This is a genomic window from Anabaena sp. WA102, assembly GCF_001277295.1.
Lineage (GTDB): Bacteria > Cyanobacteriota > Cyanobacteriia > Cyanobacteriales > Nostocaceae > Dolichospermum > Dolichospermum heterosporum.
In genome coordinates, this window is record NZ_CP011456.1 from 892933 (window position 1) to 906934 (window position 14002).

4 protein-coding genes are annotated in these 14002 nt (G+C 36.9%); 1 reads left to right on the top strand and 3 read right to left on the bottom strand.

The genetic code is table 11. From position 1 onward, the window contains the following. Positions 1-427: 427 nt before the first annotated feature. The 3 genes from AA650_RS03630 to AA650_RS03640 all read right to left on the bottom strand — a co-directional run bounded on the left by AA650_RS03630 (position 428) and on the right by AA650_RS03640 (position 12130). Positions 428-2071, bottom strand: a complete 1644-nt coding sequence (locus AA650_RS03630; protein ID WP_053537998.1) for a PfaD family polyunsaturated fatty acid/polyketide biosynthesis protein — start codon at positions 2069-2071, stop codon at positions 428-430. A gap of 238 nt (positions 2072-2309) precedes the next feature. Continuing rightward, positions 2310-4961: a PfaB family protein gene (locus AA650_RS03635; RefSeq protein WP_053537999.1), complete on the bottom strand. Its 2652-nt coding sequence runs from the start codon at positions 4959-4961 to the stop codon at positions 2310-2312. A 260-nt stretch (positions 4962-5221) separates the two neighbouring features. Next, positions 5222-12130 carry a type I polyketide synthase gene (locus AA650_RS03640; RefSeq protein ID WP_053538000.1) on the bottom strand — a complete coding sequence of 2303 codons (6909 nt, stop codon included), beginning with the start codon at positions 12128-12130 and terminating at the stop codon, positions 5222-5224. Positions 12131-13582: 1452 nt separating this feature from the next. Here AA650_RS03640 and AA650_RS03645 point away from each other — a divergent pair. Then, complete coding sequence (locus tag AA650_RS03645; protein WP_027402676.1) at positions 13583-13912, top strand: hypothetical protein; 330 nt, start codon at positions 13583-13585, stop codon at positions 13910-13912. Positions 13913-14002 lie beyond the last annotated feature (90 nt).

Here is a 14002-nt window from a genome sequence, read left to right on the forward strand (position 1 = left end):
ATCACAACCTTTGGTAAAATGTAAGTAGGTGAGCGTTGAAAATTGTCGTTATGGCAAGGCAAAAGGCAAGAGGCAAGAGGCAAGAGTGAAGAGGGTTTGGGCGATTTTACATTTCTTTACACAGTTTGGTTTTATTGTGTTCACCTACTTAGGTTTGGTTGAGGTACGTTCACGTAAAACCTCTATCCCGCAAAGAACTCAAGTCATCTCATTCCCAGTCTCTGACTGGGAATGAATTCTAGAAGGCTCTGCCTTCAATAATATTAGAGGCAGAGCCTCATCAACTGCATTCCTAGTCAGAGACTAGGAACGAGATGTGGTAGGGATTTGAGCTTAAGTTGACACCAATGGACGAAACCCAACACCCCTTGCTATCCTACCGCTAATGTTGGGTTATGCCTTCGGCACGCTACGCGAACACTGTCCCTCAACCCAAGCTACTTTGTGGATGATATTGACTGTATTCTTCTGGCATTTGTAAGCCTTGAATTTTCAAGTTTTGAATCCGATACAAATACGCTGCACCTGTCATAATTTCATCTGCCACATTAACTACTCGACGATTATTAATATCAGCTAAATAAGAACCACGTACCCAATTATTAAAACTTCCCATTGCTGGTCCACACCAAATTTGATAATCAATTTCTCGACCCTTTTCTCCAGTATTAGACCACCGGGAAGATAATCCTAAATACCAGCGAAATATTAACGCCATTTTTAGTTTAGGATTATTGGCAGCTTTACTTAATTTTTCTGGGTTACGTTGAGATAAATAAGTAGATGTTTCTTGCCAAATTTCGGAAATTGTTTTTCGCAGAATTTGTTTTTCTAACTTTTCTATTTCATCTGGGGGAATTTCTGCAAATGAATTATAGTTTCTGTATAATTCCCATAATTTTTGAGCGCGAAGGGGGAAGAGAGTTCCCCGTTTAAGAACTTGTAATTTGACTCCCATTTCAAACATATCAGCCGCAGGTGCCATCATTACATCAGTCATTTCTGCTTCAGCTAGGAGCTTTTTTGTATATTCTGAAGTCCCAGCTTCAACGCAAGATTGATTAATAGAACCAGTGGCAATATAAGCCGCACCCATCATTAAAGCTGCTAGGGCTGATTGAGGTGTAGAAATTCCCCCAGCTACACCAATTCTTACGGGTTTTTCATAATCATATTTGCCTTGAATTTCGTCCCTTAATTCTAAAATAGAAGGTAATAAACAAACCAGTGGACGATTATCTGTATGTCCTCCTGAATCTGCTTCTACGGTAATATCATCAGCCATAGGAATTTTTGCGGCAAGATTAGCTTGCAATTCAGTAATTAACCCTTGTTCAACTAATTGAGTTAAAATTTTTGTAGGTGCAGGTTGGAGGAATTTAGTAGCAACTTCCCGACGAGAAACTTTAGCAATAATTTTGTTTTTGATTTCGATTTCATTGGCTGAATTTAAACTCAGTCCAGCCGCCCGATAGTAGACGATATTATCACTTAAATCTAAGAATGCAGAGGCTTCAATTATTCTGACTTGATGCTGTAAATACAAATCAATTAAACGCCTTTCGATAGCAGGTTCACTAGGACTATGAAGTAAGTTAAAAGCATAAGATTTGTTATGCAAAGCTTGTTGAATTTTGTGAATTGCTGCTTCTATCCGGGTAGGAGATAAACCTCCTGCACCAAAGGAGCTTAAAATGTTGGCTTTTCCCAAGGTAATTACCATTTCTTCGGATGCAATACCTTGAGCCATTGCTCCAGTCATATAGGCATATTTGACGCTGTAGAACTCTAGAAAAGCTGGATCACCTAATTGATGAAATCCGATTGGAGGAACAGTTAAAAGCATTTCTAGCTTTTGAGTTTTACCGTTAGCACTATATGATAGACTGCCTTCATTGCTAATACCAATTTGTCCTTCTTTATTCAGAATATAACAAGGGGAATCCAAATTCATCAGTTTATTTTTAATATTTTTTGCATCAAAGGACACAGTATTTAAATCGCCTTGCCATCCTTGATAATTGTTATTCATGGAAGGGGAAAATTTGAGTTGTTGATGTTGTTTTAACATGATTTTTGTAGTGAATAAGTAGGTGGGCGTTAAAAATTGTCGTTGGGGCAAGGGAACTCTTAACTGGGAACAGGAAGAGAGTTTTGAGTGATTTTACTTTTCTTCGCATACCTTTAAATTTTGGCGTTGCTGAATCGAGGTATGAAATTCCCAAATTGAATCTTTAAAACTCAAACCTTTGCGTCTTTGCGCCTTTGCGTGAGACTAAAATTCATACCCTTAATCAGCAACGCCATTTTTACTGTTCTTTTTTGGCTTGTATCACCATTTTTTTGTACAAGTCTAATTGCTGTTGGAGAAAGAGACTAAGTTGTTGGAGTGATGTTTGCCGGGACTGTAATAAAAAGTTGTGTGCTTTAGCCATACGGGCATTATTTTTATTTAAACTTTGATAATTAGGGATAGGTGTCATTTTGTGTTGATAATCTAATAAAGAAGTATCTTCTGCAAATTTGATATTAGGCAAAGAATATAAAGGTGATAAATCCAACTCAATTCGATGACTAAATAGTTTGGCTAAGGCTTTAATAATGGAGGTATGATCATCTACACCTCTTCTATTTAGGGATACAGCTAGATGTCCTTTGTCTTTGAGAATTTCGCTAATCCAACGACTACAGTTACTACCAACACCAACTTCAATAAAGATTCTGACATTATCATTGTAGGCACGATTAACTAAGCGAGGAAAATCAAGTTGGTGACAAAGGGCTTTAGCAATATTTTTGCCTATTAAATGGCTATCAATTTTCATGGGTGCGTATTCTGCCGCAGAATAGAAAATTGTTTTTGAATTGGTTTGGATAGGTAAGGTATTGACCTTTACTAATTCATCATATTCAGAGTGCATTGGTTCACAATGAATTACATGATTAATTGATGTGGGAAAAGCGTCACATTTTAAAGTTTGAATAACTCTTTCACAAGCTTTAGTTTCACCAGCAATAATGACTTCTTCAGGTGTATTGATTAAAACAGTATAAACCCGACTTTCATTTTTTAGAACCTCTTGCACTAGAGAATAGGAACATATCAAAATGTAGTTACTCCAAAATTCTTCCCTTTTACCTTCATGAATTAAGGGTAATCCCCAATGTTGACGAACTGCGTTTTTAGGACCAGATAGCCGAGTTTTAAATAAAGGAGATGAGTTCAAATAATCGCTCGTACTTTTAAAGCTAGTCCAGACACCTTGCGCTAACATCATACTGGTTTCACCAAGACTATAGCCAAAGCTGTATGGGGATTGAATTTGGAAATAGTTTTTCAGAATTGCTGTCATTAATCCGGCGATACCAACTTCTGATTCCAGCATAGAAACGGGATCATCTATTAATGTTTGTTCTATGCTTTCTAGTTGTCTTCTTAATAATTTATTGATGCTTCGAGGATAGAGAATTTTTTCAATATTGGCGACTCGGTTATAAACACTTTTGATGACAACATCATTATGTAGTTGAGGAAAAAGACGAAAAATATTTCTTCCTAGTCCTATATAGGAAGTAAAAGAACCAGGATAAACAAAGGCGACATGACCTTTTTTCCCTTGGGGATTAACCGTAAAATAACTACCAAGAGGAGTTTGCCAGTCTTTCCCAGTAGCAAAAGCAATTTTTACTCCCTGAATTGCCCTTTCAATTTCTCGTTTTAATTCTTCTGGATGTCGTGAGAGAATTGCTAAGGCGTAAGTTGATTGTTTATATTGCTGATATTTTTGAAAATAATCATTAGCAAGTTGAGATATGGAAGAACCATTTGTGAAACTTTGTTGAAGTGCGGTAATTTGTGTTAATAAAGAAGAACGATCATCAGCCGCAATAGGAAATAAATAATAAGGCATTTCTGCTAAATATTGACTACTGCGTTCTACTTGGCTGATTTCTTCTGACAAAATTAAATGTCCATAAATATTATTTTCTTCCATCATATTTACCGCAGCCACTCTTTTAGTCGCACCAGGTTCTAAAAACCAAGGTTTTGATTCTACCGCTACATAAAAGGGACTTCCGCGCCAAATTTCTGGCTGTTTAGGATTAGACCATTGGGGAACACCAGGAATATAACGATGATATAGGCAAAGTGCGGTTTTGATGAGGCTAAATATACCAGATGAGGCTTGTGTGTTACCAATATTTGCTTTAACGCTACCCAGTCCACAACTCAGATTTTCTCCCCCTGTATGATAGGCTGATATTAAACCTTGAATTTCTGCTATATCTGCGTTGGCAGTCCCTCTAGCAACCACTTCTAAATAACCAATATCTGCGGCTTGAACATCTGCTATTTGAAACGCATTCTGACAAGCTTGAGTAATGGTTTCCGGGTGATTGGGAGAATGTTTGACCACACTGAAACCATCCATGATTGCATAGATGCAATGATTTTGTTGCTTGGCTGTTTCATGCAGTTGTAACACTACTGCGGCTGCACCTGCTGTTTTAATTACATTTTCAGCTTTTTCGTCATAACTAAAAGTATATACACCTTCATTAATTTCTATCGGGTAACTCTTGTCTATGCCGACAATTAAAACAGCTTCAACTTGCTGGGTAGTTAATAATTTTTGACTGACATCCAAAGCCGATAAAAGCGAATTTTCCTCGGCAAAAAATGCTAATTCAGCAGAGATATAGTTAGCTAATTTAGCAGAATTTTCTGTAGGAGAAATGATAATTAAAGCTATCTTCGTTTCTGGTTGAATTTTAGCATCTTCTAGAGCAGAATTGATTAATTCTCGACTTAATGGAGTTTGCTGATAATTTTCAGATGTAACTAAATTTTGCTTGCTTTCATAAATCAGACGTTCAAATTTATTTAATGTTGGTGAATTACTAACAAAACAATCCATACCGACAATTGCTAATTTTTGATTTTGTGCAATTGATTTCATTATTATTCTCCGGTTTTTAAAATTGAACCTAATTATGTTTCGCACAAAGACGCAAAGAAGCAAAGGCGCAAAGTTTTAGAGTTTTAATTTTGGCGTTGCTGAATCGAGGTATGAAATTTCCAAATTGAACCTTTAAAAATCTTACCTTTGCGTCTACTCTTCGAGATCACGAAGCGTGATTGCGCCTTTGCGTGAGACTAAAATTCATACCCTTAATCAGCAATGCCTTAAATCCTCTCTGCGCCTCTGCGTGAAAAAATCTAATCTTTGGCTATTTGTCGAGGTAGAATTGTTCCTTTAGCACCAATCATGCGATTATAAACTTGTCCTTGACGGTTATAGGTAATCACATCTGTAACTACTGATGATTCTGTTTTTGATTGGACTTCACAAGTAACATAAAATGTTTCACCAAAAGGGACTTTTGCAAACTGTTCAAAATGCTTTATTTCTGATGGTAAACATCCAACTTGATGAAAGTGTTGTGTCCAAATCCAGAGAGAATGAATCTGGACATCTGCTATATAAGGATTGAATGTTTGCACCGGAAATTGTCCCTGTTGCTGTGTAGTTGGTTCTGGTAAACAGCATTCAATGGTTATCTGACTAGGACTGGTATTTAAAACTGATTTTACGCCTTGAAATGTGAATCCATGAAATAGGCTAGAAGCATTTACTTGATATAATTCTTGATTGGTTTTGAGAAAATTTTCATCCTGATTAAAGTTCAAGTTTACATAACTTGGAGGTGTGGGAATTTCTCTTTTGAGAATTAGATTTGTGCTGAAATGATAGCGGATTTTCCCGTCTGGTGTCTGACTACTAATTTTAGCAGCAAATTCTATTTCCTGATTTTCATGTTTCGCAAGTTCTTGAAGTTCTAAAATATATTCACTTGCGAAGTCCTCACCAAAAACTATGCCTTTTAAAACTTTGAAATTGGGAGAACTGAAGGCTGTAAATCCAGGATAGAGTTGTTCACAAGCATTAGTCATCCATAATAACCCACAGGTAGCAGGAAGTACGGGACGACCGGCGATAACATGATCCTGTAAAAATGGGTTTTCTGTTAATGTTAATCGGCGTTTAATCCGATAGGTTTTTAAATCATTTGATAAGGTTGCAGGAACATAAATTAATGGACTACCAATCACTAATTGAACTGTGCCTTGATTAGCCGTTGTTAGTTCATCAACTAATATTTGTGTTCCTGTTTCTACGGGAATAACTTCAATTCCTCTGGCTGCAAAAGCTTTCTTTAATTCTGATGATACCATGCCACTTTCCCAAGGTCCCCAGTTAATAGCCATAACATGACAGTTAGGGTAATTATGTTTAATTAGATGGGCTGATTTGTTGAGAATTTCATTGGCTATGGCATAATCTGATTGTCCTGCATTTCCATAAAATCCCACTACGGAAGAAAACAAAACTAAATATTGCAATTGACTTGCTGGTACACACCGCAGGAGATTTTCTAAACCTTTAACTTTAGCTGCATAAACATTTTCAAAATCTTGAATTGATTTCTTTTCAATGCGCTTGTCAGCTAAGTTTCCTGCACCATGAATTATACCTGTTATCGCCCCAAAACGTTCAATTACATCTGCAAGTTTTGATTCTAGTAATACTGTGTCAGTAATATCTACACTCAGATATTCTGCTTCCCCTCCAGCTTCTACAATAGCTTTCAGAGTATTTTGAATTTCTCGCTGTGAGGAAATAATTTGATACTTTTTCTGTACCATTATCGGTGTTGGTTTTTCCCCTTGGGCTTGAAAATTTTCTAAAATTCGCTGTTTTAATTCTGCTTCATTTTCACAATTTTCTGCCCAAACTGGTTCAACTTCTGTGGTGGAACGCCCTAAAAGAATAAATTTACATTGATATTGTTGGGCGATTTTTATGACACATTGGGCTGTGATTCCTTTTGCACCACCACTCACGAGAAATACTTGATCTTTAGTAATTTCTCTTGCAGAATTGGTAGTTGGTAATGGGCTAAAATCTGCAATTAAAGTAACTCTACCTTTGTTGCTATATCCTACTTCTTGAATTAACAAGTTTGCATCATAAATTTCTGCGAGGATATTTTTTACAGATGTTTCTGAATCTAAGTCTGGATTTAAGTCAAGGGAACGACAAAATACATTTTCCCATTCTTGATTAATACTCTTGCTAAGTCCGAATAATCCTCCAGAAATTGCACTAAAATTATGGCTTTCTCCTAATCCAAATTCACCATCTAAACGCGCAACGCTAATAAAACAACTGCGTCCAAATTTGGCGGCTGCGTTGAGTGGTTCTTTCAGATATTTAGCGATTAAGAAGACATGACGCAGAATAGATTTATCTATGTCTAATGATGTTGCTGGGTGAAGGTGAATAAATGCAGCTACAGTCCCATAATTATCAGCAATCTGTTTTAACTGTTGTTGTAAACTGTCTTCATTCCAATCCGTTAAAACTACTCTATTGATACCTGCATTAACATTTGACTCGACACCGGGGAAACTTAAAACTACAGTTTTCCAACCTTTCGCTATCAAACTTTCTGCTAATTTCTCTGTGGTGGAAGAACCATCATCAGTGATTAATGCAATGTGATTTTCAGAAAGAGAAAATTCTAAACTATCTGGTGTGGGAAGTTGCTGTAATTTAGCAATACTGCGGCGGATATTTGGTACAGATGTGATTGTGATATCTTCTACTATTTCTTCAGTCAATAAATTAGGAATTCTCTGGGCTTGTTGCTGCATATAAGTGGCAATTTCGCCTAAAGTTCTCAATTCTCCAATTTCTTCGGGGTTGGGTTTAGGTAAATCGGGATATAGTTCTAATAAACCTCCTAAAATTTCTACTCGTTTGATAGAATCAATTCCTAAATCTGCTTCCATATCCATTGACAGTTCTAGCATTTCCACAGGATAACCTGTTTTGTCACTGACAACTGTTAGCAGAATATCGCTTAAATCTTGGAAAATTTCTCCTTCTTGTTGCTGTTCTTCAACTACGGGTGTGGCTGGAATTAATTCTGGTTGGGGAACTTCTACTAATACCTCTTTGCTAATAATTGCTGTTGATATTTCTACTTGTTGATTTAAGATATCTGGAACTAAAGTTTGCATATATTCAGCAATTTGTTCCAAGGTTCTTAATTGTCCTAATTCTTCGGGGTTGGGTTTAGGTAAATCGGGATGTAGTTCTAATAAACCTCCTAAAATTTCTACCCGTTTAATAGAATCAATTCCCAAATCTGCTTCCATATCCATTGACAGTTCTAACATTTCTACTGGGTAGCCTGTTTTATCACTGACAACGTTTAGTAAAGTTTGACTAAGGGTAGCTTTATCTATATTTGGGATGGTTTTTTCTTCACGCAGAGGCGCAGAGGCGCAGAGAGGAAGAGGTTCGGAAATATTCTGATTCAGTAAGTCTGGTTTTTGATCATTTTCTAAGTCTTGTTGAATTTGAGGATGATTTACAAAGGTTTTTTCTTCACGCAGAGGCGCAGAGGCGCAGAGAGGAAGAGGTTCGGAAATATTCTGATTCAGTAAGTCTGGTTTTTGATCATTTTCTAAGTCTTGTTGAATTTGAGGATGATTTACAAAATTGATGACTTTATTTTCTGAGGTCAGTAAATGCAAATGTTTTTGCAGAAGTTGAAAGTAATTTTGGGTATATTCATGTTGATATTTGAGATATTGTTCATGAATGCGGAGGGTATCACCTTGATGATCATGAAACCGCATCATGTTCTGTTCAGAGTTGGAAATTGCTAGTTGTTGAGTTTGGGATTGATGTTCTGTAGTTTGATTATTTCCCAATAATAAATACTGTTGCTGCATTAATTGAGAAAATGTCTTTGTGTATTCTGTTTGATTGTGTAAAGATTGTTCATGAACGTGGATAATATCTCGTTGTTGCTGGCTAAATTCTGTGATAATTTTTTCTAAGTTGTGAATAACTTTTCCCTGATTATCAGGTTGGATTTCGACTTGTTCTAATTTACCATTGAGTGAAGTTGGGTGGTCGTTGTTACCCTGTGGTTGATGATTCTCATTAAATGAAGTTGGCGGTTTGTTGTTACCCTGTGGTTGATGATTCTCATTAAATGCAGTTGGCGGTTTGTTGTCAATTGTTGGTTGGGGAGATACCACTCCCACATGATGACCATTCTCTAAAGCTTTCGCAAATGCTTTTTGAGTTCTTTCGGTAATGTTGGTACTATTTAAGCGGACATTTAAAACTTTTTTAGCGGGAACTTCGGGAATTTTAGTTGCGACTTGATAGGGATCTAAATTTTGCAAATATAATCCAGCTACCTGCAATTGAACTATGGCTTGTCGAAGAGTTTTGTCGCTGTTTTTGGTATGACTTGGATTTACGGCTATAGCTATGTGTGGCTTATCACTTAGAATTTCTTTCACCAAATTGGTAAGGACACTTTTGGGACCAAATTCTACAAAGTAATAACCGCCAGCAGCATAAATATTTTCAATTTCCTGCTGAAATAACACCTGATTTAACAGTTGTTCTTTGAGGATTTTTTGAATGGCGTGGGGTTCTTGAGGATAACGGCTACCTGTAACATTAGTATAAACAGGAATTTGGGCTTCGTTGAAATTTACTTTTTCAACGGCTTGGGCAAAAGGTTTTTGAGCATGAGATACTAATGGTGTATGAAATGCTGCGGAAACTCCTAATAAAAAAGTGGTAAGACCTTGATTTTTGAGAATATCTTGGACTTGAATAATTTCCTCTTTCTTGCCAGCTAATACTACTTGGTGCTGAGAATTTTTATTAGCAACTGCTACCTGGGGAAACTTTTTAATTACTTCCGTTATTTGATGAATATCTCCTTTGACAGCTAACATTCCTCCGGTATCAAAATTGGGATTAGCAGGTGCAGCCATAGCTTGTCCTCTAGCTTTTACTAGGAACAAATAATCCTCTTCATTTAACACTCCTGCGACCCACAAGGCTGTTAATTCACCAAAGCTATGACCGGCAACAAAATCGGGTTTAAATCCAGCTTGTTGCAAGATTTTATATAAGCCTGCACTAAATACACCAATTGCCGGTTGTGCATATTCAGTTTTTTGCAATGTTGCTAACTGAATTTGCTTTTTTGTTTCATCAAAAACAGGTTGAGGAAATACTACACTTGATAAAGGCTGTAACCCGTCTTCACACAACAAGCTATCCATGTGAGTGTAGGTTTGGCGCAAGCAGGGAAAATTCATTACCAATTCCCGCCCCATTTCTAAGTATTGTGAACCTTGTCCAGAAAACAAAGCCACTACTTTAGCTGTTGTGTCTGTCCCCTTTTGGCGGTAGTAAACCCCTTGCGGATGTTCCCAGGATTTGGCTTCAGGCTTGTTTCTCAGCCCTTCTATGACAATTTGCAGTAATTCCCCAGCTTGCCCTAAATCATCGGCGACAAAGCCCACTCTGGCATAATTAACGGGAATTTTAGCGGTTTGAGAATCAGTAATTAATTGTTGATAGTATTTTTCTTTATTCTCATTCTGTAATTGTTGTTGGATTTGTTGACAACGAGATAACAACTCTGAAGGGGTGGGGGCAAATAGCAGTAAGGATTGTGGAGTATGGTGTAAACGGTAAGGGTGATGATGTTCATGTTCATATTCTTCTAAAACAACGTGATAATTCGTACCACCAAATCCAAAAGCACTGACTCCCGCCCTTCTGGGTTGAGTAGGATGACTTACCCAAGGTCTAGTTTCCGTATTTAAATAAAATGGCGAGTTCTCAATATTCAGTTTAGGATGGGGGGTACTGACATTAATCGTCGGTGGTAAGACTTTGTGATGTAATGCTAAAGCCGCTTTGATGAGACTGGCAGCACCAGCAGCCGCTTTAGTGTGTCCAATTTGAGATTTAACAGTTCCTAAAGCAATATGCTGTTTTTTCGGGTTATTTTCGCCAAAAACACTGGTAATAGATGTAAATTCCGTAGGATCTCCTACCATCGTTCCTGTACCATGTGCTTCAATTAAGCCTATACTAGCAGGAGAAACTCCTGCATCTGTATATGCTCGATTCAAAGCAATTATTTGACCTTCGGCGCGAGGTGCATAGATACTTTTATACTTACCATCACTGGAACTGCCAACGCCCTTAATGACTGCATAGATGCGATCGCCATCTCGTTGAGCATCTTCTAGGCGCTTAAGTACCAACATTCCCACGCCTTCACCTAATAGCATTCCATCTGCATCAGCATCAAAGGGTCTTACCTTTTCCCCTGGAGAAACAGCAGGAGTTTTACTGAAGCACATATAGGCGAAAATTGAGTTATCAGTATCTACACCGCCAGTTATCATCATGTCGGCGCGATGTTCTACTAATTCGCTAACAGCCATCCTTAATGCACCCAAGGAACTCGCGCAAGCTGCATCAACTACGCAGTTCATTCCCCCCAAATCCAGACGGTTAGCGATACGTCCAGAAATCACATTTGCTAACATTCCGGGGAAAGCATTTTCTTCCCATTGCACATATCCACTTTTGAGTTTTTCAATAATTTTCTGGCTATCTTCGTCTGATAAACCACTATTTTTGAGAACTTTTTTCCAAAGTGGATCTTGCAATCTTGCACCTAAAGGAACAGCCAATTGTCTACCAATTGCTACTCCTAATACTACTCCTGTTCGTTCATGATTAAATTGTCGAGATGCACCATAACCAGCATCTTCTAACGCCTCTTTTGCTACTACCAAACCGAGTAATTGAGAAATATCTGTCACCTCCAAAATATTGGGAGGTAAGCCAAATTCCATAGGATTAAAATCAATATCTGGTAAGAAACCACCGCGCTTACAATAGGTTTTATCTGGTGTTTTTGGATCAGGATCATAATAGTCATCTATATGCCAACGGGACGCAGGAACATCAGTAATACAATCTACTTTCTGAACAATATTTTCCCAGTATTCTTGCAAACTCTTCGCCTGGGGAAAAATAGAAGCCATACCAACAATTGCGACATCGGTTGTTCGCAATTTAGCATTAATTTCATTTTTCATATTTGTAGTCTCAGGCATATTTTTTTTCACTTTTATCATCTTGAGTACAGACTTTTCACAGTTACTAATTTCATCTTTTAACTGTGTGAAAGCAGTTTCAAACTGGGAGATAGCCATGATCATATTTTGCTCTTTTGAGCAGGTAATATGGAGTTAAAGTTTCAAGAGTAATTGACCGCAGATAAATACGGATAAATTCAGATATCTGATGATTCTATACAGTCTTAGATGAAGTTAGTATAGGTAAATATTGACTTTCATCCTTAACAGTATTGAAATCTTTTTTTGCGTTAATTATTGATGAATACTCTGGCGGCTTAATATGGAATCCTCTAATTAATCCTGTAGTCTATAAATTAATTTTTGCCAAAATTAATCTGAGTTTGGTGACAACTCTATTGCAACTCATAAGCAATTTATGTGCAACTTCATAAAAGTCTTGCAAATGTAAAATTGATAGAGTTATCTACAAAATGTGTTTGCTTATCCAATACATAAATTATTATCTAAGTTTTAGCCATTTTGACCAAAGTTGCACATAGATTGCATATCCTTAGTTTTAATTTATTAAAGATTTTATTTTTCCCTGAGAGGATATTTTAAAGGTGGTATCCCATAATTTTCATCACATTGTTACCCCCTTTTCCCTTGACAAGCTATCGTACACAAGTTAAGTTACCCCCCTTAATCCCCCCTTATAAAGGGGGGAAATCGGAAAAATTAGTTCCCTCCCCTTTATAAGGGGAGGGTTAGGGTGGGGTAATTTGAGGAATAATGGTGATTCGATAACTTGTGTGTACACCGTAGCCTTTATAAGAAGGGAAACAATAAAAATCCAGTTCCCTCCCCTTTATAAGGGGAGGGTTAGGGTGGGGTAATTTGAGGAATAATGGTGATTCGATAACTTGTGTGTACACCGTAGCCTTTATAAGAAGGGAAACAATAAAAATCCAGTTCCCTCCCCTTTATAAGGGGAGGGTTAGGGAGGGGTAATTTGAGGAATAATGGTGATTCGATAACTTGTGTGTACACCGTAGCCTTTATAAGAAGGGAAACAATAAGAATCCAGTTCCCTCCCCTTTATAAGGGGAGGGTTAGGGAGGGGTAAAAGATTTGATATAGGATTTTGAATATGTAATTATTGTTCATTAGTTTCTAATGCCAAATAGTGAATATTTGCATCTATCTCCAGAAAGATTTTTTTATATTTTGTAAAATTAGTCACTACCAAATATATCTAAAGAATTAAAAAAATATTTTTCTATCAAATTGATTCTAAAGTTTGAGATAATGAAAGGTCAGTAATTCTTAATCTATACAAGGAGTTAATAATTTGATGCTTGCAATTTTTACAAATCTAAGATAGTGCGACAAATAAGGTTTTATGAAACAATTAGTTGCATATAGGTTGAAATTCCCAAAAAATAAGTTTAACCTAAATTATTAAATCAGGGAAATTTAGACTGTGAATTTAAAGCGGTCTTTGAGCATTAAATTAGTCAATTAAACTTTATTGCATTATTTGGCTTCTGCAATATTGGAATTACAAAACTACAAGGAATTGCTGGCATGAGACTATCTGAATTAGATCCACTCATCCCGCTGAATGAGTTACGAGAAGACCTCCTCAAATTACCAAAAGGTTACTCATTTCATGAAGATGAATTAGTAGATTTTCTATCACGGAGAAGATGGCCTGAAAGCAATCGTCGAATTGATAGAACAACATTTTGGCGGTGGCGTAATGACAACGCTATTGAGCATCAAAAAATATTCAGTCGTTTGGATCTTCTCAAACTTTGTCAAATTTGTGATCACTATCGAGTTGACGGAACACGGAGTGAATACTTGGCAATTATGCGGAAGAAAAAAGAGAAAGAGGTCGTGCTGAATAAATAAACTTTTGATATTGGTAATTGGTAATAGTCAGTAACTGATTACCCATTACCTATCAAAATTTTAGCATTTAAATATTTTATGTAATGGGTA

Excerpts from the sequence above, each read along its gene's own strand:
- AA650_RS03645 (WP_027402676.1), top strand. The coding sequence starts at position 13,583 with ATGAGACTATCTGAATTAGATCCACTCATCCCGCTGAATGAGTTACGA.
- AA650_RS03640 (WP_053538000.1), bottom strand. The coding sequence starts at position 12,130 with ATGGCTATCTCCCAGTTTGAAACTGCTTTCACACAGTTAAAAGATGAA.
- AA650_RS03630 (WP_053537998.1), bottom strand. The coding sequence starts at position 2,071 with ATGTTAAAACAACATCAACAACTCAAATTTTCCCCTTCCATGAATAAC.
- AA650_RS03635 (WP_053537999.1), bottom strand. The coding sequence starts at position 4,961 with ATGAAATCAATTGCACAAAATCAAAAATTAGCAATTGTCGGTATGGAT.